Raw genomic sequence first — 26,559 nt, 5'->3', positions numbered from 1 at the left:
CATGGACGGTATAGAGAATGTGATCGAAATGGATGGGGTAAGCAAGATATTTCACGGCAAAAAAGCGGTGGACGGCATTAGCTTCAAGATCGGCAGGGGTTCGGTTACTGCGATTCTGGGGCCTAACGGGGCGGGGAAAACGACCGTGTTATCCATGCTGCTTGGACTGAAGGAACAGACGGAAGGCAGCATAAAGGTGTTCGGGCTTCCGCCCGGGAGCCGGTTGGTCCGGGAAAAAACGGGGGCCATGCTGCAGGAAGTAAGCGTAATGGACCGGCTGAAGGTCCGGGAAATCATCGCTCTAATCCGCAGCTATTACCCGCAGCCCATGGCTATGGAGGTTCTGCTGCAGGCGACGGGCCTGGCCAAAGCCGATCTGCAGCGGTATGCCGAGAAGCTCTCCGGCGGCCAGCGGCGCAGCCTGAATTTCGCGCTGGCCCTGGCGGGCAACCCGGATCTGCTGTTCTTTGACGAGCCGACAGTCGGGATGGATATTACAGCGCGGCGGCATTTCTGGGACAGGGTGCGCGGACTGGCCGCTGAAGGAAAGACGATCCTCTTCACGACCCACTATCTGCAGGAGGCCGAGGATATTGCCGACCGGATTCTGCTGTTCAGCCGCGGCGCTCTGGTGGCGGACGGCAGCCCGGATGAGATTAAGGGGAGAATTGTGCGGCAATCGCTGTCCTTTCTGGCTGCAGGTAATCCTGAAGAGCTGCGCGGACGGCTGCGGCAATTGGCGTCGGTCGAGGAAATGTACGATAAGGACGGCCGGATTGTGGTCACGACAGAGAATACGGACGAGGCGCTCCGTGCTATTTTTACAGGCGGGCTTGAAGTGAAGGATGTCCGCATCGATCAGGGCCGGCTGGATGAGGCCTTTGAGCAATTGACGATTCAACCGGAGGAGGGCGTCAAGCCATGAAACTAATTATCAACCAATGCAAGTCCGAGCTGCTGCGGATCTTCCGCAATCCTTATTATGTGTTCTGGTCGCTGGTCATGCCGATCATGTTCTATTTCATCTTCACTAAAGTGGTGAATACAGGCATGGACGACGCGGCCCTCTGGCAGGCTCATTATCTGATGTCGATGGCGGCGTTCAGTGTAATGGGGTCAGCGATCATGACGCTTGGCATCCGGCTTGTGCAGGAGCGGACCCAGGGCTGGAACACCTTTATCCGCATTACTCCGCTGCCGTCCTATGTCTATTTCATCGGCAAAATGTTTGCTCAGATGATCATGCAGCTTTTCTCCGTGGTATGCATATTTGCCGCCGGTTATGTGATGAACGGGGTGTCCCTGACTGCAGGGCAGTGGCTGTTCAGCGGATTATGGATTGTTGTCGCCTCCCTGCCTTTTCTGGCGCTGGGCACACTTGTCGGCTTTATGAAACGGGTAGACACGGCAAGCGGTGTCAGCAATGTGCTCTATATGGGGCTGGCGCTGGCCGGCGGCATGTGGATGCCGCTGGATATTCTTCCGGAGCTGATGCAGCGGATCGGCCGCTGGCTGCCTTCTTATAATTATGGAAACGGGGCGTGGGAGATTGTACGGGGCGGCCATCCACAGTGGAGCGGTGTGCTGATTTTGCTCGGCTATCTGGCAATATTTATGTTACTATCGCTGTATATTCGAAAAAAACAGGAAGCGGTGTAATGCATGTTGTCAGGCAGGAAGTTTCGGTTGTTCCCGCAAAAATACGGTTTTTTCCCTTTTGTATGGATGTTCTATTTGTTGCTTCCGGCCTTTAATCTACAGGAGGAGCGGGGCCTGAAGCTGATCATTGGAGCAGCTCTGCTGCTGCTCTTCGCCGTGACATACCGGCAGTTATACTGGGCCAGTGACAGAGCCTTTAACTACTGGCTGGGGCTGCAAATGCTGCTGATTGTGGTGCTGAGCTTATGCTACAACCCGGTTAATTTTTTCATGGGCTTCTTCTCTTCCAACTTTGTCGGCTGGTATGCCGGTAAGAGAGAGTTCAAGATAGCCTATGTAGTTTTTTGCGGTGTGATTCTGGTACCGCTGGTTATAGCGGCATGGGGGATGAATCTGTATGACCTGCTGTTCTTTTTTCCTTTTTTAATTATCATGCTGGTCTCTCCGTTCGGGATAAAATCTCTAGGCCGTAGGAAAATACTGGAGAAACAGCTGGATCAGGCGAATGAAGTCATCGAGGAGCTGGTCAAACGCGAAGAGCGGATGCGGATCGCCCGGGACCTGCATGATACGATGGGTCATACCCTGTCGCTGATTACATTGAAAAGCCAGCTTGTCGAGAGGCTTGTCGCCAAGGACCCGGAGCGCGCGCAGGCCGAAGCCAGGGAGATTCAGCGCACCTCGCGTGCGGCACTGCGCCAGGTTCGCGAGCTGGTCTCGGAGATGCGGGCAGTTACCGTAGCCGAGGAACTGGCAGAGGCCGGGAAAATGCTGCGGGCTGCGGAGATCGCCCTTGAAGTGCAGGGGGAGGTACCGCTGGAGGACGTGCCTGACCTGACACAGAATATCCTCAGCCTCTGCATCAAGGAGGCGGTGACGAATATAGTGAAGCATAGCCAAGCCACCCGTTGCCGAATCGGAATTGCGCTGACGGAGGGGGCAGTGCGGATCACCGTTGAGGATAACGGAATCGGCCTCACTCCTGATGAAGCAGGACGGGAACGCCACGACGGCAACGGAATGAAAGGGATGGCCGAGCGGTTGTCGCTCGTTGACGGCTCAATGACATTAAGCTCCAATCCGGGCGGGGGGACAGCATTATCTGTAGTGATTCCAAGGATTATCAAGGAACATAAGGAGGGGGAATTGGCATGATAGGCATTGTAATCGCCGAGGATCAGCGTTTGCTGCGCGGAGCGATGGCCTCGCTGCTTGACCTGGAAGAGGACATTGAGGTTCTCGGAGAGGCCGGCGACGGGGCGGAGGCGCTTGCGCTGATCGAGCGGCTGGAACCGGACGTATGTCTTATGGACATCGAAATGCCGCTAAAGAGCGGGCTGGAGGTGGCGGAGCTGCTGAAAGCCAAAGGCTGCCGGACGAAGATCATTATCCTGACGACCTTTGCCCGGCCGGGCTATTTCGAACGGGGCGTGAAGGCCGGGATTCAGGGCTATCTGCTGAAGGACGAGCCGGTCGACAAGCTGGCAGATGCGATCCGGCGCGTCATAGAAGGGCACCGTGAGGTCTCTCCGGAACTGGTCTTCGGCAGCCTGCGGGAAGAGAATCCGCTGTCCTCCCGTGAACGGGAGATTCTGCGGCTGGCCGGTGCAGGGCAGACGGCCGGTGAAATTGCCGGGAGTCTGCACCTCTCCTATGGGACAGTCCGCAATTACATCTCGGAAATTCTGGGCAAGCTGGAAGTGAAAAGCCGGATCGAAGCCGTACGGCTGGCTGAGGAGAAGGGCTGGATCTAGGCGTTTATTATCTCTTGATATTTCTGAATGCTGCGGTGGGCGTGCTACAGGTGGATTGTTACTGGTTACGTCCGGATAAATTCTATTAAGGTTAAATGCTTAATGGAGCGGCGGGAAGGGGGCCAGTAGTCTCTTTATGGAGCCGATGTATGCCTATAGCTTAAAGGGAAATGGTCCCGCTAATTATGCCACCGACAGAATGGTGCGGCAATCAGAGGGATTTACTACCGGTAATTCCTTGGAAAATGGAAAAAGGGCTTAGTAATTGAATAATATAGGGAGTAATTCCCTCTAAATCAATAAAAATAGGTTTTATATGAAAATAGCGGGCGTGTTGCTGTTGTTTGTGTTGCGGAGCCCTGCGCTGCCTGAATCAGTGTCGCATTCGGGTGCGGTTATCTTGAAATAACTACATATTAATAAGACCAGCCGTCCGGTTCATCGGACGGCTGGTCTTTTGTACAGGCTGTTAAGCGGACATCGCTTAAGATTACTTGGCGCTCTTCGCCTGCTCTTCCCGCATCCACTGTGACAGCTGGCGCTTGAGCTGGAGGAATTCCGGCGAATCGGCGATTTCCTCGCGGCGCGGCCGGGGAAACGGGACATCGACCGTATGCAGGACGGAGCCGGGACGTCCGGAGAACACATAGATGCGGCTGGAGAGCAGCAGCGCTTCTTCGATGTTGTGGGTGATGAACAGCACGGAGCGGCGGTTCTCCTCCCACAGCTCCAGCAGCCAGCGCTGCATTTCGCTGCGCGTCAGCGCATCCAGCGCGCTGAACGGCTCGTCCAGCAGCATCAGCTCCTGCGGCGCGAGCAGCGCCCGCAGGAAGGCAGCCCGCTGCTGCATGCCGCCCGACAGCATATGCGGGTAGGCCCGCTCGAAGCCGCCAAGGCCGACCTTGGCCAGCCAATGGCGGGCGGTTTCCCGCGCCGCAGCCTGCGGCGCGCCCTTAAGCTCACCGGCGAGCAGGACGTTGTCCTCGATGCTCCGCCAAGGGAACAGCGCGGGCTGCTGCGGCATATAGCTGATCTCTCCGCGCTGCCCTGTAACAAGGTTGCCGTTCATGCTTACCGTTCCGGCATCCGGCAGCTCCAGGCCCCCGATAATATGGAATAAAGTGCTTTTTCCGCAGCCTGAGGGTCCGACAATTGAGACGAATTCCTGCGGCTGCACTGTAAGGGATACGTTGTCCAGCACGCGGGTTTCGCGGCGGCGGTGGGTGAAGGTTTTGGAGATTCCTTTTACCTCAAGTGCAGGCGGTAAGTTCCTGGATTCAGGAATGCCGGCTGCTTCAGTGCCGGATGGCGGGTTATCTGTAATATGCGGCATTGTCGGCCATCCTCCTCTCTAGGAACTTTTGCGCGGTTTCCAGCGCACCAGCCATTTCTCCAGCAGCGCGATAAGTGCGAACAGCACAAGACTGAGCAGCACGATGATGGCAATGGCGACGAATACGCGGTCTGTGCGGTAAGCGGATTTTTGCAGCAGCATGTAGTAGCCGATGCCCTTGTCAGCTCCGATCCATTCCGCGACAACGGCACCCATTACAGCATAGGTGGCCGAAATTTTAAGCCCCGAGAACAGGGCGGGCAGGGAGCCCGGAAGCTCCAGCTTGGTGAAGATCTGCCATTTGTTCGCGCCGGCCATCTTCATATAGTTCAGCATGGTCCGGTCGCTTTGCGTCAGGCCGCCCATGGCTGCGACTGAAACCGGGAAGAAGCAGACAAGTGTAATCAGCACAATCTTCGGCAGCAGCCCGAAGCCGAACCAGATAATCAGCAGCGGCGCGAGCGCAATGGAGGGCACATTTTGACTGAGAATGAGCAGCGGGTAGAGCGCTCTCTTGAGCCAAGGCAGCAGATGCAGCAGCAGGGCAACAATAAGACCCACGCCTGTGCCGATAGGGAAGCCGATCAGGGTAAGGCGCAGCGTAGCCGCTGTATGTGCCCAAATGCCGGAAGCATTGCCCGAGGTTTCCCGGGCGATATCGCTTGGGCTGGGAAGGATCCATGACTCGATATGGAACAGGGATACGGAAACCTGCCATAACCCCAGAAAAAAGACGACCGCCACAAGGGGCGGCCAAATCTGTTTCCAATACGATCTCACGGCCGGTATTTCTCCGTCAGCTTGTCCATGCTGATTCCATTCGGGTTATGGGCGATTTTGATCTGGGAGATGACGCTTGGACTGCCTGCTGCAATCAGCGCTTCATGCATCTGGCGCACAACCTCAAGCAGCTCGGTGATTTCGCCCTCCATCGTGGTCTCCAGCGGGTTCACCTGATGTTTTACACCGGATTTCTGAATCACTTCGATGGCTTTGTCCACGTAAGGAATCGAATCCTCGTTGTTCGGAGTTTTGGGAATTACCTGAATGCTTAGCAATGTATTGGCCACAATATATCATTCCTCTCAGTTTAAATGGGTAATCTGCGTACAGCGGAACGAAACGAACATTCAATCACTTCATCCTTAATCAATTAGCTGGCAAAAACTCATTCGTAAATGTGCTTGGAACATCCAGCGGCTGATCGAGCAGCTTCAGGCCATACATCCAGTCGGCGTAATCCTGCCAGACCTCGCTCTTCTGCTCGCCCCAGCGGACGGCATCATCCTTGTATTTCGGGCTGAGCCATTTCTGGCTGGCCAGGACCAGCTTGGGATCCAGCTCGGGAACAGCTTTGGATAGAATGGCTGCGGCTTCCTCCGGCTGATCAATGGCGTATTGATAACCTTTCGAGGTAGCCTTAAGGAAAGCCTTCACCAGCTCCGGATGTTCGGCAATTTCCTTCTCGCTCGTAGTCAGTACCGGCGTGTAGTAATCGAGCTGGGGTGCATAATCCTTGAGGTAGAGCATGTCGAGCGGTTCTCCGCGCAGCTCCGCTTCAATCCCGGTCCAGGCATAGAAGATCCAGGCAAAATCAATGTCGCGTTTCACGGCGGTGAAGAAGTCTGCTTCACCGATGTTCACCAGCTTCACCTTTTTCACATCTCCGCCTTCGGGGTCCATAATGGCTTTCATGGCCGCTTCTTCGGCAGGGGAACCCCAGCCGCCGTAGGTTTTGCCTTCGAAATCCTTAGGTGTCTTAATATTGCGGTCTTTCGGTGCAGCGAACCCGGAGGTATTATGCTGAATGATAGCGGCGATGGACACGAGCGGCACCTTCTGCAGGCGGGCCAGCGTCAGCGCCTCTTGGGCACTGATGCCAAAAGCGGCTTCGCCCGAGGTAACCATCGTGTCGGACCCGGCAGCTCCCGGCTGCACGATTTCAACATCCAGCCCTTCCTCTTCGTAATAGCCCAGCTCTTTTGCCGCATAAAGCCCGGTATGATTTGTATTCGGCGTCCAGTCCAGCGCGACCTTGATCTTGGTCAGCTCCTTAGGAGCGTCCGTTGCTGCCCCGGCAGTGGTTTCAGGAGCGGTGGTGCTGTTTCCGGCAGTGTCTGCCGCATTTCCGCCAGAGTTCCCATTGCTATTGCCACATCCGGCAATGGCAAAGACCAGCATGCAGGTGAGGCTGAGCTTTAATACTTTTGTGACTCCCATTTCTCTTCTTCTCTCCTTCCAGCAACCCTAGTCTTCCAGATTCTGAATAGTCCCATACAAAAAAGGCGCCCCGAGAATCGGGACACCAGTTACTTGCGCAAGGTTGTGCTTGGGCCATAAACGGCCGTAAGCGATTGACGATTCCTACGCTGGCATTATCCAGATCAGGTATAAGGGTCAGTATCTTGTGGGATACAATCTCAGCCGGCCAATTCCAGCACCCCTGGTACTATGAAGTTATAGGTATTGCTGTGTTCTTACGGTGTATTATAGACGCCTGCTCCAAAGTTGTCCAGTAGCAACTCTGCTTTAGCTATCAAGCTTCAGCGGCAGGCGCCACGGCCCTTTGAGCAGAAAATGCGGTTCGGACAGCTTAAAACGCAGCTTATCCTCCCCGGGTTTTGTTTCTAAATGGAGGGTCTTCATCACGCCGTAGGTCTGGTCGGTATTCAGCCAAGAGAACGAGCTGTTGTCCGCCTGCCCCGGATAGCGAATAAGGAAATACTTCAGCGTCCGCAGCTTTGCGGCATTGAAATTCACATTCATATCGACGCTGGCAGCCGTCTCGCCGGTACGTTCAATGCGGGTGAACTCTACCGGAAAGCCCGCGATTTCCGCGCGTGTGTGGAGCATTTCCTCCTGGCCGATATCAGGCAGCGGAATCTCTACTTCTGCAGATACGGCGTCACGATCTGAAACTTCAATATAAGGAATGAAGACCGTATAAGGCCGAGCGCCCGCCCCGGCAGTCTCATGAAACCGGAAGTCGGAAGGATAGGACATGGATTCAGGCTGCTCCAGTGATGCCTTTTCTCCTGCCGCGTTCTCTACATAGAGACCTGACCCAGGCACCAGCGGCTCCAATCCGTAAGAATGGACAGTTAGCCCGGATTCCGCCGTCAGAGTGGGCAACAACTGGACACGGACAAGCCCGCCGCCAAGTTCCACCGGAAAAGCAGTAATCCGCACATCCTGCTGTATATCGCTTGCGCCGAGTTCCCCGAGCTCCTCAGCTGTCTTCGGAGCGGTGAGCTGTAACGGACCAACGGTTGTGCTGCCTAGATGCAGGGTTAGAAGATTATCCTTCTTCAGCTGCAGCGCTTGAGTTGAACTGTAGCTGCCGTACCACTCACTCTCCGAGGACGAACGCATGTAAGAGGTGAAAGTATAGCGGTTGCCGCCGATATCTGCCTCAAATTCGCTGACTTCAGGGACTTTCCGGCCGCGAAGCGTAATGCTCCCGCCAAGCTCTTGCAGGAGAACGGCATCCACGGTCAGACTTCCGTCCCCCACAGCAATGTCATAGGGTTTGCTCAGTACATAGATCAGGTCACCGGGGCTGTTCTCCACAACGGTGCCGAAGCCAGGAAGGAAGCTCAGCGCCTTTCTTAACCCGGCCTGTACCTCAGGAGAGAAAGCGAGCATACCGGCAGCAATTAGTATTACTGCCGCTGCGGCTGCGAAGATATTCCGCCTCCGGGATCTCCGGGCAAAGGAACGGACGGTGTGGACAGCAGCTTCGGGCTCCAGACGGGCAAGTGTACGTGCTTTGATGCGGGCGAGCGAAGCGGCTTCCTCTTCGTCTGCGGGGCGCGGACCTTGGTCAACCTCCGGCAGAACACCTAAGGCAAGCTCTGCATCGCTGAAGCTCATAGAATCAATCATCCCGAACAGGCGCTGTTCCTCAATTTTAATGTCTTTGGCCATGTTGCGCCTCCTTTCCCTGACTCTCAGACAGGCCTAGCTTCTGCTTGAGCAGCGTCCGGCAACGGTATAAGCGGCTCTCGACAGCCTTTTTACTGAGACTGAAGGTTTGCGCTAGCTGATCAAGGCTCTCATAAAGGAAATATCTGCGCAGAAACAGGCTGCGGTCCGGTTCGCCCATCTGCTGCACGCAGCCGATCAATTCCCTGGCCGTCTCGCGGGAAAGAACTTCCTGTTCGGCGGAAATCTCATTCCGTGCAGCTCCGGCAGCATCTGCTTCTCCGGTTCCGCCCCGGCGCAGCAGCTTGCGCCTCAGATCCAGCGCTTTGTATTTGGCCAGCAGGAACAGCCAGGTGCGGAAGGAGGCGCGCTCGGGCTCATAACGGCTGATTCCGCTCCATGCTGCCATAAACACATCGCTCACACATTCCTCAACATCCTCCGTGCTTCCGGTGCCGGACAGAATACGCCGGACCAGTCTTTGCACATCGGGGCCAAAGAGATCAATCGCTTCTGCGAGTGCTTTTTTATCTTTGTTTTTGAACCGCCCGGCCCATGCCAGGCTGTCATTAGGATTGAACGTCATAGGCAACCTCCGGCGTATATACTATTCATTACTACGTCGCCCGGAGGGCAAATCACTCATGATAGTTTCCGACAGCTTATCAATCCTTGGAATAAAATCTTTTTCTGCGGCGGCTGCGGATTCCGTTCCATAGCTCTTTCAGCGTCAGGAGGATGCTGACGAGGATCCCGGTGAAGGTGAGCAGCAGTGCCAAATATTCAAAAGGAGAGTATTCCAGCATTTTGCTCCATTCAATGCGTCCCTTCAAATCTTCAATAACCTGGTTCATCCCGTAGATGCCGCTCACCACTGTGAAGACGGTCAGAATCATCAGCAGCGTATCCCGGCGTTTGGCCTGGAATTTCTCCTGGTACTGGAACAGGTCGTTCAGGGTCATTTTGACTTCATCAAAGAGGGCGTCATTGCCGTATACTTTGCGCAGCTGGAAGAAGATCTCCCGGCCCTGCGACTGTGAAATCAGCTCCAGAAAATAAAACTTGGCCGAAAACTTGTTAATCAGGAAGATCAGATTCTCAATTTCGTCATAGTCGTGGTTGATACGCAGCCGGGAGTGGAGATTGGAAAGCTTCAACAGGACGATTTTGTGGAAAATACTAAGGAGCAGCCCGTAGTAATACTGCCCGTACATCTGATTGACCAGTGGGGTGGCTACCTCCGGTTCGGCCCGGCTCAGGCAGCAGAAGGTCTGCTCGTTGGTCATATAGTAGGTATCCGGCCCCCAGCGGTTGTACGAATGTGCCTGGCAGTATTCCTCGATGTACTCGGGATCGCTGGCGCTGATATAGGGTTTTCCGTCCAGATTCAGCCCATCCAGCTGGGAGGCGCGGTAACGCAGTTCCACGCTGATTTCGTCTGCGTCCTCCTGCCGGTTGAAGCCATAAAAGGCTTGGACCAGCATTCGTTCATCAACGAAGAAGGGAAGCGTCTCGAAATAGGCCCCGTCAATTTCCGATTGGTCCATAAACGGCTGCAGGCCAACGGCCAGATTCCTGAACACAAAATCCTCCACCTGATCGAAGGTTTTGTCCTGGCAATGGATATACGTATGTTTGTCCTGGTAGGAGACATCCTCGAGTGTGCGGAAACGGTCGGCGAATTCCAGCGCGGTGCTGAAGGGCAGATTCTCTTCCTCGATGCGGACTCTTACGGTCAGAAATCCAAGCTGAAACGGACAAATGAATACATCCGTCGAGAGTACCCGGAAGTTTATGGATTGCTGTGTCATTTCCAGTCTGCAGGCCAGATCGTTTACCCGGGAAAACCGGCGGAAGGAATCTTCTTTATCCTTGTCCCGCGGGAATAGGACATGGGCTGCGAACGGCAGATAGCTTCGCTCCATTTTCTCATGGGATACGCAGTAGCCTTCGCCGTAATAAGCATCTTCCAGCTCTTTGTTGTCAAGAAAAAAACGGGTGAAGCCGTCAAGCCCAAGCTGCCGGGCCAGGCTCTTGTCCTCACCGTCCTTGATGGAGAAGGGGAAAATAAACTGCAGCAGAGCGGTATGTAGTGTAGGTTCGGTGTGTTCGGAGAAATGCTCAGTCATTAACGGTTCCACCCTTATGCACAGGATATTGACATCTTCTATATTACCCTAATTTCCAGGCTGCCAAGCTAGGAGAGACGACCGATCCAGATCCAGAGCAATTCCTGTGATGAGTTCATGATTTTGTCCCGGATTCATTCTGAACCGGACGGGTACACTATAATAAGCACACATATTGGAAAGGAGCTGTTTCGTCAATGGATAGCAATGAGCTGGAGCAAAATATCATCAAAGCGCTGGATGACAATAAGTTCGGTTCCTTCGGCACGATAGAAGCCGGCAACAAACCTAAGGTGCGTTATATGGCGGTATTTCATGACGGATTAAGCATTTACCTCGCAACCAATCGGAAGACGCATAAGATAGAAGAGCTGAAGGATAATCCGCATGCTTTTCTGCTGCTTGGATATGAAAAGGGCGGCGGCAAGGATGTGCTGGAGATCGAAGCAACAGTCGCTGTCACCAAGGATGAAGGCTTGCGGGCTAAAGTATGGAATAAATCACTGGAGCAATGGTTCAAGGGACCGGATGATCCTGACTATGTCATTCTGGAGCTTGCACCGGCACGGATAGAGTATGTCGGCAAAAACGAAGAGCATGGCGTTTGGCAGCCTACGGCCGCAGTTAACGGCAAATAAATCTAAGATATGAAGCAGCTGGCCATCTTAAACCCTACGGTTTATAGATGGCTTTTTGCCGTCCGGAAGATAGCTGGCTTATGGTAAATCATGTTATAATTACTCGACTGAAATCTGACATTGAACCGGTTGCCTGCCCGATTCCGCTCGCCAATGCTATAAGGGCCCCCGGCTAGTTTTGGAAACCGTGCATAGTCAATACAACCTATACCCTCCCCGAAGCGCAGACGGTAATCCGCCGCCTTCGGGGATTTTATGATGTCCTGCCATTTCCACCAAGAAAGGAATTGAAAGCTAAATGAGCGTTACATTATTATATGTTGAAGATGACCGGGAGATTGGCAGTGCGGTTTCCGCCGATCTTCGGGAACGCCAGTATGCCGTCCGCTGGCTGGAGAGCGGTGAAGGGGCAGTGGAGGCGGCTGCCGGCTGTCAGTTGGCCATCCTCGATGTCATGCTGCCCGGTCTTGACGGCTTCACCGTTGGGCAGCGGCTGAAGCGGACGTACCCGGGGCTGCCAATTCTGATGCTCTCCGCCCGCACCTCCATCGACGATAAGCTCCAGGGGCTGGAATTCGCCGATGATTATTTGACCAAGCCGTTTCACCCGGATGAGCTGGCTGCACGGATTGAAGTCCTGCTGAGAAGGAGCGGTGCTGCGGCACCTGCACCGCTAAGGATTAAGCATCTGATCGTCCATGAAGGGGAACACCTTATTCAAGAGGCGGCCAGCGGCAAAGAAATCCTGTTAACCGGGAAGCAGTTTCAGATATTCTCCTACCTGCTCCGCCATCTTGGGCAGATTCTGACCAAGGAACAGATCTATGAAGCCGTCTGGGGTGAGGCTTACATAGAGGGGGACAAGACGCTGATGGTACATATCCGTTATTTGCGCGAGAAGCTGGAGCTTGACCCGGCAGCACCGGAGATTATAGAGACGGTCCGGGGAATCGGCTACCGGGTGAGAGCATGAAGGCCAGTGGGCGCTCGCACAAACTGCGCAGCTCGCTGCTCTCCCGTTATCTGCTGATTATTGTTGCTGCGCTGCTGTTCCTGCCTGTCATGATGACGGCAACTTTTGTCGGATACGGCGTATTCAGCGCATTGACCCGGGAGGGTCCGCCTGATGAATATGCCCCTTATTCCAGCATCACCAAGCTGGAGACCATGTGGCATCACGAAGCGCTGGATCTGCTGGGCAAACCGCCGGAGGCGATCAATGAGCGGATGCGGCAACTCAGCAGTGAGTATTCTTTGGCCGGGATGTTCTGGGTAGACAGCCACGGGAAAACCAGGCTAAGCCTTACGCCGGAAGATCCCGAGCTGCTGAAGCAGGTAAAGGGTGATGCTTTGCCCGCGCAGTGGAGTGCTGCAGAAGCGGTTGCCTTTATGAAAAAGAGCACAGAGCTTAATCCGCTCGCCATTGTCGCCTTTGTAGGAGACCGTGCGGAAGCCGGAGAAGGTTTTATGGTGATGCAAATTCCGGATGCATTGAGGGATGAAGAAAGTATTGATGGGCTAAGCTCGTGGTATTTAATCGTTCTGGTTTTGTTTTTTGCCGGCTTCATTGTGGCGTCGCTGCTGTTCTTTATAGGGATCCGAACCCGGCTGCTGCGCCTGCAGACGGCGATGAGTTTCACGGGCGGGGCCGGAATTCCGAAGCCTGTTACTTCCAGCGGCAGAGCTGATGAGATTGGCCGTCTGGAGGAGGCCTTTAATACGATGGTGACTGAGCTTACTGCCAGCCGGTCCAGAGAGGCGGAAGAGGAGGGACTGCGCAAGCGCCTGGTTTCGGATCTGTCGCATGATTTGCGGACTCCCCTCACCGTAATCCGTACTCATCTCCATGTGCTGGGCAAGGAAAGCCTATCGCCGCGCGGGCAGGAATCGCTGGAGCTGATGGATGAACGGATTGCCGGGCTCAGCGTGCTAATCGAGAATCTGCTCTCTTATAATCTGCTCAGCAGCGGAAAGATAACGCTGAAGCTGGAGCGCAGGGATGTGCTGCGGCTGCTGCGCGAAAGTGCCGCTGCCTGGTATCCGCTTTGGGAGAAGGAAGGGTTCCAGGTTGATATTGACCTGGAGGGTGAACCTCTATACTGGACTATAGACGAGAGCTGGTTCCGCCGGATTCTAGACAACCTGTTTCAGAATATCCTGCGCCACGCCCGCTGCGGACTATATGTAGGCATTGCGCTGGAAGTCCGGGATAGCCGCCCTGTGATTGTCGTCTCGGACCATGGCAAGGGAATGATGAGCAACTCCGACTCCAAAGGGGCAGGACTTGGTTTGTCTATTGTAGAGCTGCTGCTTAAGCGGATGGAGCTGGAGTGGACGGTCGACAGCAGTGAGCAGGGTACCTCTATTGCCATTTCTCAGCGCCGGGACAAAATTTAAACGAAATTTAAACTTGCTGCCGCCGCTCTTTTAACCTTGGGACGTTATGCTAGTTACCGAGGTGAATGAGAATGAAAGAAACTGTGATTGAAACAAAGGATTTACTGAAGGAATACCGGGGCCGGGCTGCGGTGGAGCGTTTGAACCTGAATATTGGCAAAGGTGAAATTTACGGCTTTCTTGGACCCAACGGCGCAGGCAAAACAACGACCATCCGCATGCTGCTGGGGCTGATCAAGCCGACATCGGGGCAAATTAAGGTATTCGGCCAGGAGCTCCGTAAAAATAAGCTGCAGATTCTGCGCAAGGTGGGGTCGCTTGTGGAGTCCCCGTCATATTACGGGCATTTGAGCGCACTGGACAATCTGGAGGCGATCCGCCGGATTCTTAATGTGCCTAAGCAGCGGATCGCCGAGGTGCTGGATATTGTCTCGCTGACAGGAGAAGAAAAGCGGCCTGTGAAGGGCTTTTCGCTGGGCATGAAGCAGCGGCTGGGCATTGCTGCCGCACTGCTCGGCAGTCCGGAGCTGCTGATCCTCGATGAGCCGACTAATGGGCTTGATCCGTCAGGCATACAGGAGATCCGCTCGCTGATCAAGCGGCTTCCGGAAGAGCAGGGAATTACCGTGCTTGTGTCCAGCCACCTGCTGAGCGAAATTGAACAGATGGCGGATACGGTCGGCATCATCCGCCAGGGCAAGATGGTTTATCAGGACTCCATTGCCCATCTGCAGCAGCAGGCGGCGGGAGACCTCCGGCTTGCCGTATCCGAGCCGGAAGCCGCACTGGCGCTCGCCTTGCGAAGAGGCTGCGGCGGTGAAATGCAGGATGGGCGGCTCGTGCTGCCGCGGATGAGCGATGCCAGAGTGGCTCTCCTGATTAAAGAACTGGTCGAGGATGGACATGCAATCTACCGGGTGGAAGAACGCAGACAATCACTGGAGGAATTCTTCCTGCAGGTTGTTGAGGGAGGCGCATCATGATGTGGCGGGCGCTGTCGGCTGACTGGCTCAAAATCCGCGGCAAAGGCCTGTGGTTTCTGGTCTTCCTTGGCCCCATCGGCCTGCTTGCCATGCAGGGGCTGAACTTTGGGCTGCGTTACGATTATCTGACCCAGCAATATCGTGCCGATTTATGGGGCGGACTGCTCAGCAATGTGGCCGACTTCGTTCCGGTGGCCCTTTATCTGGGGGGCACGCTGATCTGTTCGATGATGGCCAACGTGGAGCACCAAATGAGTTCGTGGAAGCAGCTCCTGGCGTTGCCGATTTCCCGGACCTCTGTCTTTATGGCCAAGCTGCTGCTCTGCCTGCTGTTGCTTACTGTCTCCTGTCTGCTGCTGGCGGCGGGTACGGTGGGCTTAGGAGTGATCCTCGGCTTCCAATCGCAGCCAATCCCTTATGAGAAGGTGCTGCAAATCGGCTTTGCTTCTTATGCTGCAGCACTCCCGGTGATCTCACTGCAGCTGTGGTTCTCCCTGTCCAGCCGCAATCAGACGTTTCCGGTGTCGGTGGGAATTACCTTGTCGCTGCTAAGCATCTTCTCCTTGTTTCTGTCGGAATGGGTTCCCTTGAGCTGGCCGGCCCTAGCCTGGAGCGCTCCCCGGCCCTGGCTGTTCAGCGGAGCAGGCTTGCTGCTTGGCCTGCTGATTCTGCTGCCGGGATCCATACATTTTGCGCGAAAGGATGTGGACTAGGATGAGAACCTTTTGGAGAGTTCTATCGGCTGAGAAGCTGAAAATGTCCAAATCTCATGTCTGGCTGCTTATTCTGCTCAGTCCGGCTGTCGCGCTGCCTATCGGAGGGCTAGCCGATATGCAGGATGATGGGCAGATCACCTGGCAGGTGCTGCTGAGTGTAATGTCGCTAATGCATTCAATGTTGTTCCTTCCCGTGCTTGCCGGCATATTTGCGGCTCTAATCTGCCGTTCCGAGCATACCGACGGTGGCTGGAAGCAGTTGTTGTCCCTGCCTGTAACACGAAGTTCTGTGTACCTGGCTAAATTTACACTGATTATGGGAATGCTGGCCGCCGTGCAGCTGCTGTTTATCGTTGTAGTGGTAGGCCTAGGGATATATCGCGGTGCGGAAGGCGCCGTGCCTTGGCAGCTGCTTCTCACCAGCCTCTTTGGCGGCTGGTTCGCCTGCCTGCCGCTGGCTGCGCTGCAATTGGCAGTATCCCAGGGCTGGAGCAGCTTCGGCGCACCGCTGGCACTGAATGTAAGCCTGACTTTACCGAATATGCTCATCTCCAATTCAGCCACCTACGGCCCATATTATCCCTGGGTGCAGCCGATGCTGGCCATGTCTCCTTACGGGGAAGATAAGTTCGGAGCTTTTAATTTGCCGATGGAGAGCTTGATGCTGGTAGTTACAGGAAGCCTGGTTCTCTTTTTGGCGGGAGGCCTGCTCCACTTCTGGCGCAAAGCGGTATAATATCCCGTATGCTGCATGCTGTGCTGAATCCTCTCATGGACATCCGGTGAAGTTTTTTCTATAATTAATCGTAGAAGATACTATTAACAACCAGTAACACCGGATAAGCATATTGGAGGAGGGCGAGAGCATGGAGCCTGCGGCACTTGAAGAATGCGACAACACATGCAATGGTTCGGAGCTGGAACCGGAATCTATAGCGCTGATTCTGCCGGACCGCGGAACAACGGATAAAATGGCGGAAATGTTCAAAGCGCTGGGCGACCCGACCCGGGTACGGCTCATTTACGCTTTGTCGCAGAGAGAGCTGTGTGTGCACGATTTGTCGGTTATCCTCGACATGGGGCAATCGGCCGTATCCCATCAGCTCCGCTATCTGCGCAATCTGCGGATCGTAAAGCGCCGCAAGGAAGGCAAGACAGTCTATTATTCACTAAACGATGCGCATGTGGAGCAGATTTTTCTGCAGACGCATGAGCATATAAGACATGAATAGATTTTCATGAGAACTCAGCTGTAAAAACAAAACCGTCCTGCGCTAGCTTAGCGCAGGACGGTTTCTTTTGTTTGCGTCAGAAGATTTCACCGTCCTAATGCACGTTAAACCTTCAGGCTTCTGTGCTTCATGGACGAGTTCTCAATTTGCAGCGTCGAATGATGAATGCCGAAAGTTTCTTCCACGAGGCTGGTGGCCTCCTGGAGAACACGCTGATGATCCTTAGGGTCCTGAATCAGCAGATGGCCGCTAAGCGCATCCAGCCCTGAGGTAATGGTCCAGATATGCAGGTCATGGACCTCAATGACTCCGTCAATGCGCAGCAGCGCTTCTTGTACATCACGGGTATTCACGTTAAGCGGTGTTCCTTCCATTAAAATATGGAATGCCTGTTTAATTACGCCCCAGGCTCCTCTCAGGATGAGCAGTGCGACAAGCACGCTGATGATTGGATCTGCAATATACCAGGAGAACAATTTCATGATTAACCCGGCAAGCAGAGCTCCGACCGAGCCTAGTGCATCACTAACGATATGAAGATAGGCGCTGCGGACATTGATGTTCTCTTGCACATTGCTTTTTCGCATCAAAGACCATGCACTGACCAGGTTGGCCAGCAATCCGACCGCCGCAATGATCATCATTGTACCGCTTGCTACCTCCGGAGGTGAGAAGAAACGCTGATACGCTTCCCATATAATAAATCCGGCAATGATAAACAGCGTAACTCCGTTGAATAAGGCTGCCATAATCTCGAATCTGTAGTAACCGTAAGAATTTTTCAGAGAAGGGGGCTTTACAGCAAAGATCATGGCGACAAGACTTAAGGCCAGCGAAACAGTATCGCCCAGCATATGGCCGGAGTCCGACAGCAGGGCCAAGCTGCCCGTAACCAGACCGCCGAAGAACTCCAGCAGCATGATGCTTCCGGTAATGATCAGAGCGATTAATAGGCCTTTGAGGTTATCGGGTGAGTGGGAGTGGGAATGAGAATGGCCGGAATGATTATGTTCCGAATGGTTGTGTCGGTGCTCATGTCCCTGATGTTCATGCTTATGGTGGCTATCGTTGTGTTGATGATTTGTCATACAGGTACCCCTTCCTAAAATAACATATGAATGATTGCTCATATGTTAATAGTATTCGCAACTCAGCTGAATTACAAGTCCCTTTTGGAAACAATTGTGATCTTCTTATCATTTTAAAAAAAGTGGTGAAGTATACGGAATCTGCATTGACACTGCAAGTTTAGGGAGAATATAATATGTGTAAGTAAACATATGAACAGATACTCATATATAGTTTTTTCCAAGGGAGATGAGTGATTTGAATGCGGTGGAGGGAAACGTAAGACGTCAGTGGGTGCTCGAGGGTCTGGATTGCGCAAATTGCGCCATGAAAATTGAGAATAAGGTGAAAAAGATTGAAGGAGTGTCATCCTGCTCCGTAAATTTCGCCATGAAGATGATGACACTGGAGACTGCCGCAGCTTATGCGGACACGGTATCCGAAGAGGCAAAGCGGACAGTAACTACCCTTGAGCCGCATGTGAAGCTGAAGGAGGTCCAAACTGCCGTTGCAAGGAAGAAGCAACAGGCTGCTGCTGTGAATTCTGCATCCTCAGAAGCGCAAGGGCAAGCCCACGCTCATGCCCATCATGAACATCAGGGCCACACTCACGGACATAGCCAGGGGGAGGCCCACGGACACAGTCACACTCATGGTAGTAATGAAGCCCATAATCATGATCATGCACATGATGAAGCTCATGGCCACTCCCATAGCCATGAGCATGGGGAAGGGGATACGCGCAAAATCCTGTTGCGGCTGGGCGCCGGCGGAATTCTAGCGGCAGCCGGAATGTTCCTGCCGGTCAGCGGATTCCTGGAGCTGCTGATTTTCCTGGCCGCTTACTTTATTGTCGGCGGCGAGGTCGTATGGTCAGCCGCAAGGAATATTGTCCGCGGCCAAGTGTTCGATGAGAATTTCCTGATGGCACTGGCGACGATCGGGGCTTTCGCCATCGGCGAGTACCCGGAAGGCGTTGCTGTCATGCTCTTTTATCAGGTTGGCGAACTCTTCCAGGGTCTGGCAGTTAACCGTTCCCGCCGCTCCATTACAGCGTTGATGGATATCCGTCCGGAATTTGCCTTTCTCAAGGAAGGGGAGAAGCTGAGAAAAGTATCGCCGGAGGAAGTCGCCGTCGGAGACATCATTGTAATCAAGCCAGGTGAGAAGGTGCCGCTTGACGGAACAATCCTCGAGGGCAGTGCAATGATGGATACATCGGCGCTTACCGGAGAATCGGTGCCACGCTCGGCTGAGCCGGGCGCTCAGGTGCTGAGCGGCTTTATCAACCGCAACGGTGTGATTACCGTTCAGGTCACTCAAACCTTCGGGGAATCAGCGGTATCCAAAATTCTTGAACTGGTGCAGAATGCTTCCAGCAACAAGGCGAAGACAGAGAATTTCATTACGAAATTTGCCCGGGCCTACACTCCGGTTGTAGTCATTACAGCTCTGCTGCTGGCAGTACTGCCGCCACTGTTTATCAGTGGGGCCACCTTCTCGGATTGGATCTACCGGGCGCTTGTCTTCCTCGTCATTTCATGCCCCTGCGCGCTGGTCGTCTCCATTCCGCTTGGCTTCTTCGGCGGCATTGGAGCGGCTTCCCGGAATGGCATTCTGGTTAAAGGCAGCAATTATCTTGAGGCACTGAATGATGTGAAGATTGTCGTGTTCGATAAGACGGGAACGCTGACGAAAGGGCAGTTCAAAGTTACTGGCATCTTTCCTGCGGAAGGTATTGCCGAGAGCGAGCTGCTGCGGGTTGCCGCTTATGCGGAGAGCCATTCGCCCCATCCTATTGCGGAATCCATCCGTTCGGCTTACGGCGAAGATATTCCAGGTGAAGCTATTGCCGATTACAATGAAATCTCCGGTCATGGCATAGCCGTTACTGTAGAAGGCAGGGCAGTGCTCGCCGGAAATGCCCGGCTCATGGAGCGCGAGGGAATCTCCAGCGGGACTCCTAAGGTGAGTGGAACAATTGTTCATATCGCTGTTGATAAACAATATGCAGGATATCTGGTCATATCTGATGAAGTGAAGGACGACTCCCTTCAGGCGATCCGCAAACTGAAGGCGTTGGGCATCCGCAAGACGGTCATGCTGACAGGTGACGCTTCGTCGGTAGCGGAGGCTGTCGGGCGCCAGCTGGGAATTGATGAAATTCATGCCGAGCTTCTGCCGCAGCATAAAGTGGAAGCTGTCGAAAGATTGGAGAAGGAGAAGTCACAGCGGGAGAAAATTATTTTTGTCGGCGACGGAATCAACGATACTCCTGTGCTGGCGAGGGCAGATGTGGGCATTGCAATGGGCGGACTTGGCTCGGATGCAGCAATTGAAGCGGCGGATATTGTCATTATGACCGACGAACCGTCGAAGATTGCGGCAGCCATCGGAATTGCCAAGCGGACGAGGAGTATTGTCTGGCAGAATATAATTTTTGCCCTGGCGGTCAAGGCGATCTTTCTGCTGCTGGGTGCATTCGGGATTGCTACAATGTGGGAGGCGGTATTCTCGGATGTGGGTGTAACCGTGCTTGCTGTGCTGAACAGCATCAGAGCGCTGCAGGCGCCTAAAACGGAATGAATGTCATAGGAGTCCCGCAGCTATATAGATTGAACTTGGAAAATTAAAAAAGGGTGGAAGTGACGGAGGAGAAGTTTGGAATTGGAGGAGCGACAGCGTCCGCCTTTGTCTGTGGATTTCAACCGCGAACAGCGGAATAAAATCAAGAAATTCTTACGACAACAGCGGCCGGAAGTCCAAACATTCTTCGCAGTTACGACTATAACCCAAAATAGAAAGATCTTAAGTTCAAACTATATACTTGAAAATTATGTGAAAAAACATGAAAATAGTATGAAAAAGTAAGCTCTTTAGATTCCATATTGTGGGACTAAGGGCTTATTTTTTGTCGTGAATATAATGATTTATGTCTGTTTTTGCCGATATATTAGTATACATTTACAGCAATTGGAAAACTGTATCTAGTACTGCTAGGAGGACTTAAGGTGGAAGAGACAGAAATGAAGCAGGAAAAAATGAAAATGAAAGCAAAGAAAAGAAAACCAGTATCCGTGCAGACGAAATGGTCGCTTGTGATTCTTGCCATTTCCATCGTGCCTTTGCTGGGAGCTACCATCTTTTTTATGCAGTATTTCGGCGGTGTAACCAAGTCGGATAGTCAAGAGCTGGCGGAAAGTACTCTGAACATGAATAGTTCCCAGCTTGGGGAATGGCTGGAGTCCAAAACCTCTGCGGTGCAGGAACTGATCGCTATGCATCCCGAGTTCGATACGGCAGTGCCGGAGAGCATTTTCCCGGTAATCAGTGTGCTCGAAGACAGTGACACTGAGTCTGAAGGCTATAGTGTAATCAGTAAAGAAGGAAAACTCAGCAATATGCTTGGAATGACGGCGGATTCCGGTACCTCTCCGTATTTCTTGGAGGCCAAGGAGACACATAAACCGTCAATAGCTGATATGACTTTTCTGGAACAGCTGAATAAACATATCATTACGGTTATGGTACCGATTATGGATAAGAATAACCAGTTTAACGGCGGTATTGCCTTTTCGGTTACGCCGGAGATTATGATCGAAATGGCCAAAAATATCAAGGTGGGCGAAACCGGGTACGGATTTATAGTTTCAGGGGAAGGGAACTATTATGCCTCCTCTGATCCAAGCAAGATCGGAAAAAATATTGCGGATTATGCAGAGAAACCCGGGACGCAAAAAGCGGTTAAAAGTATATTGAGCAAGCCTAACGGTTCGGTAACCTATAAGGGCGAAGAGGGCAAAGTTCTTATTACATATTTCAAAACCATCCCTGGAACCGATTGGAAGCTGCTGATTAATGTTCCCAAAAGCGAAGTTTACGCTAAAGTGAATTCGGCCCAGACCTTGACGACAATTTTTGTAGTCATCGTTATTTTGCTTGTAGTGGTATTGTCCCTCTATCTTACCCGGAAGATTGTTAAGCCGATTGTCGCTATTTCGGAAGTGATGAAAAGGGTGGCAGACGGACGGCTGAATGAGCGGGTGGTAGTTGGCTCAGAGGATGAAATCGGCCAGATGAGCCGGAGTATTAATCATATGATTGAATCCCTGTCCGGAATTGTCAGCAAGATCGATACAACCGTAGTGGAGGTAGCGGTATCTGCGGAAGGTCTGCTGGATTACGCCACTCAGTCCTCCAACACTTCGGCAGAGATTGCAGAGGTGATTCAGGAAGTGGCGCATGGAATGGAGGAGCAGTTCAGAGGTTCGGAACAGTCCGCACGGGCTACGGAAGAGATGGCGGTAGGCTTGCAAAGGATTGCTGAATCCTCCGTGAGTGTATCCGATCAGGCTGAGTCCGTAAGTGTAGAGGTAGAGAACGGCTACCATGAGATCAAGGCGACATTTGAACAGATGAAGGTAATCAGTTCTACGGCAGGCCAGACTGCTGAACTCATCGGCACACTGACACAGCAATCGGAACAAATCGGGCAAATCGTCGATGTCATTTCAGAGATATCCAACCAGACAGGGCTGCTGTCCTTGAATGCTTCCATTGAGGCTGCCAGAGCGGGCGAGCATGGACGGGGCTTCGGAGTGGTAGCGAATGAAGTGAAGAAGCTGGCCGAGCGTACCAATACAGCGATTGTGCATATTGTTGAATTGATCAGACAAATTCAGAATTCGACAACGAATGCCGCAGTATCCATGGAGAAGAGCATTTCCGAAATTGGCGATGGTATGGACAAGATGACGAAAGTTGGGTCCGCCTTTGACCATATCCGTTCCTCCATCCGTGAAGTTTCGGTGCAGATCCAGGACGTATCCGCTATTAATGAAGAGATGTCTGCAGGCACGGAAGAAATTACGGCATCCGTTTCCGATATGCTGACTATCGCCAAGACTTCTGCGGACAACGCCCAGGCGGTCGCTGAGGCCTCGACAGATCAGAAGGAGCTAATGAAGAAGGTAGTCAATTCTGCGGAATCACTGAATCTGATGATGTCCGAGCTGAAAGAAGAGATCGAAAAATTCCGTTAATCAGCAGATAAAATAAGAACAGCCCCTGGCTTCGCGCGTTGCAGCGCGGCAGCCGGGGGCTGTTTCGTTTGAGCTAAGAATTAAACCTTCTCTTCCAGATGCAGGCTTTCGATGCCGGATCGGATGATGCCGCATGAAGCATCAAACTTCGCATACTCCTGATCAGTGAGATTCAGCTCCAGCAGTTCCTGAATGCCGCCCCCGCCGATAATGGCAGGTGCTCCGGCGCATACATTCTTTTGCCCGTACTCTCCGTCCAGAATCGCCGAGACGGCAATGATTTTGTGTTCATCATTCAGGATGGAGCGCGTGATATAAGCCAGAGCACTGCCGATGCCAAAATGCGTGGAGCCCTTGCGTGTGAAGATCTCCCAGCCGGCATCCTTCGTTTTGCGGGCGAGGTCCTCCAGATCCAGATCCCTGAACCGCTCGCGGTGCTGCTCCATAATCTGTAGAAGCGGTTTGCCGCCTATTGTTACATGCGACCAGGCGACAAACTGGGATTCTCCATGTTCGCCGAGTGCATAGCCGTTCACGCTGCGGGGATCAATGGAGAATACTTCTGACAGCAGCGTCTTCAGCCGCGATGAATCAATAGAGGTGCCGGTGCCGATAATGCGGTGGCGCGGCAGTCCGGAGATTTTCCATACCATATAGGTGACAATATCAACCGGATTGGCGGCAATTACAAAGATACCGTCGAATCCGCTAGCCATAATTTCCGTAATAATAGCCTTGGTTATAACCGCAGCATCATCCAGGACATCAAGTCTGGTCTGACCCGGTTTGGGATTGGCCCCGGCAGTCAGGATAACGACATCCATTCCGCCGCAATCGCTTGCAGTACCGGCATATACTTTGGTGCGTGTCCCTGTGAAATCCATGCAGTGCGAGAGGTCAAGCGCTTGTGCCATGGCCCAGTCATAGGTGCGGTCGACCATCATGATCTCATCGCATATCGCCTGGTTGACCATGGAATAGGCACAGCTGGAGCCCACATTACCGGAGCCGACGATCGCCACTTTTCTCGATTTTGTTTTCAATTGCCTTGTCCTCGCTCTCTAAAAAATAATACGTTTCCTATTCCTTGGTGAAGTATGCTTATATTTTAACTGATCTGATTGCAAGTTACCTGACATGAAGGTGAAAAAGCGTGTTTTTGCCGAACATTTTTTGCCACAAATGACATGAAAGGTTAGGAATGACTGGGCGGAGTTATAGAATATTCTATGCTTGTAGCGTGCAGGTTGGACTTCCGGAAATAAAAAAAAGAGCATTCGTGCGGCCCTAAGGGTCAATGAAATGCTCTTTTACTCATTTTATGCTTCATTTTTATCCGCGGGGCTGGGGAATGGGTGCCTTCGGCAGAGCCATTTGGGTATAGCGCTTATACATGTACACCCTCCAGTGGAGGATCATGCCAAAGGCCAGAATAAAAAATAATCCGCCTGACTGCGGTATGGATACATATCGGTTGATAAACTCATGAAGCACTGTGCGGATCAGCAGCAATCCGAGCAGAATGAAGGCGAAACTCTTGGAACGCTGGGCATAGATCTGCCCGTCCCGTTCTTCAAAGACCGTGCTGCGCATTAACGGATAGGCGAAAATGAACCAGCCGATCAGGAAAGCCGCAACCGCCCACCACCAGGGAAACCGGACCTCTGGTACAACGAACATGGCAAAACCTGTGGACATGCCGAGCGGCGGTATCCATATTTTACGGAGGGTCACCGGTCTCGCGCTTGCCTTCAGGCGGATAAAAATAACCATCAGCGCCATAAACACGGCCCCCAGTGTGGAGCCCACATGCAGAAGCGAGGGGTTAATATTGCCCATGATTCACTTTCCTCTCTGTGATTTGTGTCACTATTTCTCCATTATAGCAGAAATTCTGTGATGTTCAGAATCGCAGCTGAAACTAAAATTCAGGCGGGTATGCTGAGGATCTTCTCTGATCGTCCAGACACAATAAACCCGCCAGGGTGACCCTGGCGGGTTGTGTCCAAATGTTCAACTCATCTGGTCAGCTTCGATCGTCGGCAAGCTTAAGAACGGCTGCGTCCACCGACCGAACGGAGGATCAGGCTGACGATAAAGATCAGGACAATGGCACCAATCAATGAAGGGAAGACGTAGAAATCACTGATTTTTGGTCCCCAGCTTCCAAGCAGCATGCCACCGAGCCATGAACCCAGAACACCGGCAATAATGTTGCCGATAATGCCTCCAGGAATATCTCTGCCCATGATCAGACCTGCCAACCAACCAATTACTCCGCCTACAATTAACATCCATAATAAACTCATTATGCTTCAGCTCCTTTGTGTTTGTTATCTTCGATGGTTACTATTAACCTCAAGCGGAACGTTTAAACCATGTGTAAAATATTGCCTTGCTGCTTATTATCAGTATTCAAGTATGCCCCAAAAGATGCTGTTTAACCCGCATAATGTGTTGGGTATATAAACATGTTATAGTGAAAATGAAGCGCGGATATGAGTGAACAGGGTGCTTTGCAGGGTATATAAGAAGTAAGGGAATACACCTGCAAACGATGGCTCCGAAAGCGGGTCTCCCGGGGTCAAGCAAGATACGCTGCTATTACACTAAAAGGAGACGCTGCTATGGAACAGCCTAATGAAGTACTATTTTATGTGGGGACTTATAATACCAAGGAAGAGGATGCTATTCTGCTGGGGGCTTTGAACAAGGATACAGGGGAAATGAGAGTTCTGAACGGTACTAAGGGCATTGAGAATCCGTCCTATCTGGCCGTAAACCGTGCGGGAACTGTTCTATATGCAGTCAGCGAACAGGATGAGGGCGAAATTCATGCCTTTACCATTGAAGCCGGAACCAAAGCCTTGCACCCGCTAGGCGGCAGAAGTACAGAAGGCGGTGCCCCCTGTTATGTCTCCATTCATCCGCAAGGGGATTACATATATGTCTCCAATTACACGGGCGGCAATGTCAACGTGTTCCCTGTGGGCGGGGACGGTTCTCTCCAAGAGATGTCGGCCCAGGTCCGGCATGAAGGCTCGGGGATTCGCACAGACCGCCAGGAAGCGCCGCATCCCCATTCGGTAATTCCCGACAGTACCGGCGGGCGGGTGCTGGTCTGCGATCTGGGTCTTGATCAGGTTCTGCTGTACCGTGTGCAGGACGGCAAGCTGATTACACATCGTGAAGTGGATCTGCCTCCCGGTTCGGGCCCGCGCCACCTGGCCTATCACCCCACGGAACAATGGTTATATCTGATCAATGAGCTAAACAGCACCATTACGGTATTTGCAAGCGACGAACAGCAGGGGGACCTGAGAGTACTCCAGAGTGTCAGCTCACTGCCGGAGCAGTACACAGCGGGCAGTGATGATACGGCTGCTGACATTCATGTTTCTCCTTGCGGACGGTTCCTTTATGCCTCCAACCGCGGCCATGACAGTATCGCCCTATTCCTTATTGATGCAGCTACAGGTCTGCTTGAACCGGCGGACTGGGTCAATTCGGGCGGCCGGACACCGCGCAACTTCGCCATTATGGGGGGGATGCTGCTCGCCGCCAATCAGAACAGCGGCAATATCGTCTCGTTTAGAATCGACTGTGAGAGTGGCAGGCTGATTCCTACCGGCAATGAACTGGAAGTTCCTTCACCGGTCTGCATAAAAGCCCTGTAACAAGAAA

General features: G+C 52.8%; 25 protein-coding genes and 1 riboswitch. Of the genes, 14 read left to right on the top strand and 11 right to left on the bottom strand.

Annotated features, from left to right (window positions below; genetic code table 11):
• Window positions 1-10: 10 nt before the first annotated feature.
• The 4 genes from ACQ76X_RS09780 to ACQ76X_RS09765 are packed head-to-tail and all read left to right on the top strand — an operon-like array spanning window position 11 to window position 3,413.
• Window positions 11-925, top strand: a complete 915-nt coding sequence (locus ACQ76X_RS09780) for an ABC transporter ATP-binding protein (protein WP_438493529.1) — start codon at window positions 11-13, stop codon at window positions 923-925.
• Window positions 922-1,659: an ABC transporter permease gene (locus ACQ76X_RS09775; protein WP_438493349.1), complete on the top strand. Its 738-nt coding sequence runs from the start codon at window positions 922-924 to the stop codon at window positions 1,657-1,659. Before ACQ76X_RS09780 ends, ACQ76X_RS09775 begins: the two co-directional genes overlap by 4 nt.
• 27 nt (window positions 1,660-1,686) lie before the next feature.
• Window positions 1,687-2,814 carry a sensor histidine kinase gene (locus tag ACQ76X_RS09770; RefSeq protein WP_438493347.1) on the top strand — a complete coding sequence of 376 codons (1,128 nt, stop codon included), beginning with the start codon at window positions 1,687-1,689 and terminating at the stop codon, window positions 2,812-2,814.
• On the top strand, window positions 2,811-3,413 hold the full coding sequence (locus ACQ76X_RS09765) for a response regulator transcription factor (RefSeq protein WP_438493345.1): 603 nt from the start codon (window positions 2,811-2,813) through the stop codon (window positions 3,411-3,413). Before ACQ76X_RS09770 ends, ACQ76X_RS09765 begins: the two co-directional genes overlap by 4 nt.
• Window positions 3,414-3,903: 490 nt before the next feature.
• Here ACQ76X_RS09765 and ACQ76X_RS09760 read toward each other — a convergent pair whose 3' ends face one another.
• From ACQ76X_RS09760 to ACQ76X_RS09730, 7 genes are all read right to left on the bottom strand, one after another.
• Window positions 3,904-4,746 carry an ABC transporter ATP-binding protein gene (locus ACQ76X_RS09760; protein ID WP_438493343.1) on the bottom strand — a complete coding sequence of 281 codons (843 nt, stop codon included), beginning with the start codon at window positions 4,744-4,746 and terminating at the stop codon, window positions 3,904-3,906.
• A gap of 18 nt (window positions 4,747-4,764) precedes the next feature.
• A complete protein-coding gene (locus tag ACQ76X_RS09755) occupies window positions 4,765-5,526 on the bottom strand; it encodes an ABC transporter permease (protein WP_438493341.1) in 762 nt (253 codons plus the stop codon).
• The gene (locus ACQ76X_RS09750) at window positions 5,523-5,816 is read right to left on the bottom strand and encodes a thiamine-binding protein (RefSeq protein ID WP_342438088.1); all 294 of its coding nucleotides are present in this window, start codon (window positions 5,814-5,816) and stop codon (window positions 5,523-5,525) included. The genes ACQ76X_RS09755 and ACQ76X_RS09750 overlap by 4 nt, the downstream gene beginning before the upstream one ends.
• Window positions 5,817-5,895: 79 nt before the next feature.
• Window positions 5,896-6,966 carry an ABC transporter substrate-binding protein gene (locus tag ACQ76X_RS09745; protein ID WP_438493339.1) on the bottom strand — a complete coding sequence of 357 codons (1,071 nt, stop codon included), beginning with the start codon at window positions 6,964-6,966 and terminating at the stop codon, window positions 5,896-5,898.
• A 124-nt stretch (window positions 6,967-7,090) separates the two neighbouring features.
• Window positions 7,091-7,201, bottom strand: a riboswitch (TPP riboswitch).
• 74 nt (window positions 7,202-7,275) lie between these two features.
• Complete coding sequence (locus ACQ76X_RS09740) at window positions 7,276-8,673, bottom strand: hypothetical protein (protein ID WP_438493337.1); 1,398 nt, start codon at window positions 8,671-8,673, stop codon at window positions 7,276-7,278.
• Complete coding sequence (locus ACQ76X_RS09735) at window positions 8,657-9,256, bottom strand: sigma-70 family RNA polymerase sigma factor (protein WP_438493335.1); 600 nt, start codon at window positions 9,254-9,256, stop codon at window positions 8,657-8,659. The genes ACQ76X_RS09740 and ACQ76X_RS09735 overlap by 17 nt, the downstream gene beginning before the upstream one ends.
• 79 nt (window positions 9,257-9,335) lie before the next feature.
• The gene (locus ACQ76X_RS09730; protein ID WP_438493334.1) at window positions 9,336-10,799 is read right to left on the bottom strand and encodes a hypothetical protein; all 1,464 of its coding nucleotides are present in this window, start codon (window positions 10,797-10,799) and stop codon (window positions 9,336-9,338) included.
• A 197-nt stretch (window positions 10,800-10,996) separates the two neighbouring features.
• On the opposite strand from ACQ76X_RS09730, the gene ACQ76X_RS09725 reads away from it, so the two are divergent.
• From ACQ76X_RS09725 to ACQ76X_RS09695, 7 genes are all read left to right on the top strand, one after another.
• The gene (locus ACQ76X_RS09725) at window positions 10,997-11,437 is read left to right on the top strand and encodes a pyridoxamine 5'-phosphate oxidase family protein (RefSeq protein ID WP_438493333.1); all 441 of its coding nucleotides are present in this window, start codon (window positions 10,997-10,999) and stop codon (window positions 11,435-11,437) included.
• A gap of 298 nt (window positions 11,438-11,735) precedes the next feature.
• A complete protein-coding gene (locus ACQ76X_RS09720; protein ID WP_340895216.1) occupies window positions 11,736-12,410 on the top strand; it encodes a response regulator transcription factor in 675 nt (224 codons plus the stop codon).
• Complete coding sequence (locus ACQ76X_RS09715; protein WP_438493331.1) at window positions 12,407-13,834, top strand: histidine kinase dimerization/phospho-acceptor domain-containing protein; 1,428 nt, start codon at window positions 12,407-12,409, stop codon at window positions 13,832-13,834. The genes ACQ76X_RS09720 and ACQ76X_RS09715 overlap by 4 nt, the downstream gene beginning before the upstream one ends.
• Window positions 13,835-13,905: 71 nt before the next feature.
• A complete protein-coding gene (locus tag ACQ76X_RS09710) occupies window positions 13,906-14,817 on the top strand; it encodes an ABC transporter ATP-binding protein (protein ID WP_076111664.1) in 912 nt (303 codons plus the stop codon).
• On the top strand, window positions 14,814-15,530 hold the full coding sequence (locus ACQ76X_RS09705; RefSeq protein ID WP_438493328.1) for an ABC transporter permease: 717 nt from the start codon (window positions 14,814-14,816) through the stop codon (window positions 15,528-15,530). Before ACQ76X_RS09710 ends, ACQ76X_RS09705 begins: the two co-directional genes overlap by 4 nt.
• A gap of 1 nt (window position 15,531) precedes the next feature.
• The gene (locus ACQ76X_RS09700; RefSeq protein WP_076111667.1) at window positions 15,532-16,269 is read left to right on the top strand and encodes an ABC transporter permease; all 738 of its coding nucleotides are present in this window, start codon (window positions 15,532-15,534) and stop codon (window positions 16,267-16,269) included.
• Window positions 16,270-16,399: 130 nt separating this feature from the next.
• Entirely contained in the window at window positions 16,400-16,765 is a 366-nt protein-coding gene (locus ACQ76X_RS09695; protein WP_038585175.1) for an ArsR/SmtB family transcription factor, read from the top strand.
• A gap of 104 nt (window positions 16,766-16,869) precedes the next feature.
• Here ACQ76X_RS09695 and ACQ76X_RS09690 read toward each other — a convergent pair whose 3' ends face one another.
• Window positions 16,870-17,853, bottom strand: coding sequence for a cation diffusion facilitator family transporter (locus ACQ76X_RS09690; RefSeq protein WP_438493325.1), 984 nt, complete (start codon window positions 17,851-17,853; stop codon window positions 16,870-16,872).
• A gap of 238 nt (window positions 17,854-18,091) precedes the next feature.
• On the opposite strand from ACQ76X_RS09690, the gene ACQ76X_RS09685 reads away from it, so the two are divergent.
• Together ACQ76X_RS09685 and ACQ76X_RS09680 are read left to right on the top strand one after the other, a co-directional pair.
• Window positions 18,092-20,419: a heavy metal translocating P-type ATPase gene (locus ACQ76X_RS09685; RefSeq protein ID WP_438493323.1), complete on the top strand. Its 2,328-nt coding sequence runs from the start codon at window positions 18,092-18,094 to the stop codon at window positions 20,417-20,419.
• A 425-nt stretch (window positions 20,420-20,844) separates the two neighbouring features.
• Entirely contained in the window at window positions 20,845-22,875 is a 2,031-nt protein-coding gene (locus tag ACQ76X_RS09680; RefSeq protein WP_438493321.1) for a methyl-accepting chemotaxis protein, read from the top strand.
• A gap of 80 nt (window positions 22,876-22,955) precedes the next feature.
• Here the strand turns inward: ACQ76X_RS09680 and ACQ76X_RS09675 are convergent, their stop codons facing one another.
• The 3 genes from ACQ76X_RS09675 to ACQ76X_RS09665 form a co-directional block, all read right to left on the bottom strand.
• On the bottom strand, window positions 22,956-23,918 hold the full coding sequence (locus ACQ76X_RS09675; protein ID WP_438493319.1) for an L-lactate dehydrogenase: 963 nt from the start codon (window positions 23,916-23,918) through the stop codon (window positions 22,956-22,958).
• Between the two features lie 289 nt (window positions 23,919-24,207).
• Window positions 24,208-24,714, bottom strand: a complete 507-nt coding sequence (locus tag ACQ76X_RS09670; protein WP_438493317.1) for a CcdC family protein — start codon at window positions 24,712-24,714, stop codon at window positions 24,208-24,210.
• A gap of 209 nt (window positions 24,715-24,923) precedes the next feature.
• Window positions 24,924-25,184 carry a GlsB/YeaQ/YmgE family stress response membrane protein gene (locus ACQ76X_RS09665; protein WP_038585188.1) on the bottom strand — a complete coding sequence of 87 codons (261 nt, stop codon included), beginning with the start codon at window positions 25,182-25,184 and terminating at the stop codon, window positions 24,924-24,926.
• 318 nt (window positions 25,185-25,502) lie between these two features.
• Here ACQ76X_RS09665 and ACQ76X_RS09660 point away from each other — a divergent pair, with 318 nt between their 5' ends.
• Window positions 25,503-26,552 carry a lactonase family protein gene (locus tag ACQ76X_RS09660; protein ID WP_438493315.1) on the top strand — a complete coding sequence of 350 codons (1,050 nt, stop codon included), beginning with the start codon at window positions 25,503-25,505 and terminating at the stop codon, window positions 26,550-26,552.
• Window positions 26,553-26,559 lie beyond the last annotated feature (7 nt).

Origin of the sequence: Paenibacillus sp. IHBB 3054 (genome assembly GCF_051594305.1) — a bacterium.
Lineage (GTDB): Bacteria > Bacillota > Bacilli > Paenibacillales > Paenibacillaceae > Paenibacillus_AQ.
Note: the sequence above shows the minus strand (reverse complement) of the source record. Positions and strands in the feature narration are given on the sequence as shown.

Excerpts from the sequence above, each read along its gene's own strand:
- ACQ76X_RS09705 (WP_438493328.1), top strand. The coding sequence starts at position 14,814 with ATGATGTGGCGGGCGCTGTCGGCTGACTGGCTCAAAATCCGCGGCAAA.
- ACQ76X_RS09760 (WP_438493343.1), bottom strand. The coding sequence starts at position 4,746 with ATGCCGCATATTACAGATAACCCGCCATCCGGCACTGAAGCAGCCGGC.
- ACQ76X_RS09735 (WP_438493335.1), bottom strand. The coding sequence starts at position 9,256 with ATGACGTTCAATCCTAATGACAGCCTGGCATGGGCCGGGCGGTTCAAA.
- ACQ76X_RS09660 (WP_438493315.1), top strand. The coding sequence starts at position 25,503 with ATGGAACAGCCTAATGAAGTACTATTTTATGTGGGGACTTATAATACC.
- ACQ76X_RS09720 (WP_340895216.1), top strand. The coding sequence starts at position 11,736 with ATGAGCGTTACATTATTATATGTTGAAGATGACCGGGAGATTGGCAGT.
- ACQ76X_RS09725 (WP_438493333.1), top strand. The coding sequence starts at position 10,997 with ATGGATAGCAATGAGCTGGAGCAAAATATCATCAAAGCGCTGGATGAC.
- ACQ76X_RS09730 (WP_438493334.1), bottom strand. The coding sequence starts at position 10,799 with ATGACTGAGCATTTCTCCGAACACACCGAACCTACACTACATACCGCT.
- ACQ76X_RS09740 (WP_438493337.1), bottom strand. The coding sequence starts at position 8,673 with ATGGCCAAAGACATTAAAATTGAGGAACAGCGCCTGTTCGGGATGATT.
- ACQ76X_RS09765 (WP_438493345.1), top strand. The coding sequence starts at position 2,811 with ATGATAGGCATTGTAATCGCCGAGGATCAGCGTTTGCTGCGCGGAGCG.
- ACQ76X_RS09695 (WP_038585175.1), top strand. The coding sequence starts at position 16,400 with ATGGAGCCTGCGGCACTTGAAGAATGCGACAACACATGCAATGGTTCG.
- ACQ76X_RS09715 (WP_438493331.1), top strand. The coding sequence starts at position 12,407 with ATGAAGGCCAGTGGGCGCTCGCACAAACTGCGCAGCTCGCTGCTCTCC.
- ACQ76X_RS09690 (WP_438493325.1), bottom strand. The coding sequence starts at position 17,853 with ATGACAAATCATCAACACAACGATAGCCACCATAAGCATGAACATCAG.
- ACQ76X_RS09700 (WP_076111667.1), top strand. The coding sequence starts at position 15,532 with ATGAGAACCTTTTGGAGAGTTCTATCGGCTGAGAAGCTGAAAATGTCC.
- ACQ76X_RS09745 (WP_438493339.1), bottom strand. The coding sequence starts at position 6,966 with ATGGGAGTCACAAAAGTATTAAAGCTCAGCCTCACCTGCATGCTGGTC.
- ACQ76X_RS09665 (WP_038585188.1), bottom strand. The coding sequence starts at position 25,184 with ATGAGTTTATTATGGATGTTAATTGTAGGCGGAGTAATTGGTTGGTTG.
- ACQ76X_RS09670 (WP_438493317.1), bottom strand. The coding sequence starts at position 24,714 with ATGGGCAATATTAACCCCTCGCTTCTGCATGTGGGCTCCACACTGGGG.
- ACQ76X_RS09710 (WP_076111664.1), top strand. The coding sequence starts at position 13,906 with ATGAAAGAAACTGTGATTGAAACAAAGGATTTACTGAAGGAATACCGG.
- ACQ76X_RS09775 (WP_438493349.1), top strand. The coding sequence starts at position 922 with ATGAAACTAATTATCAACCAATGCAAGTCCGAGCTGCTGCGGATCTTC.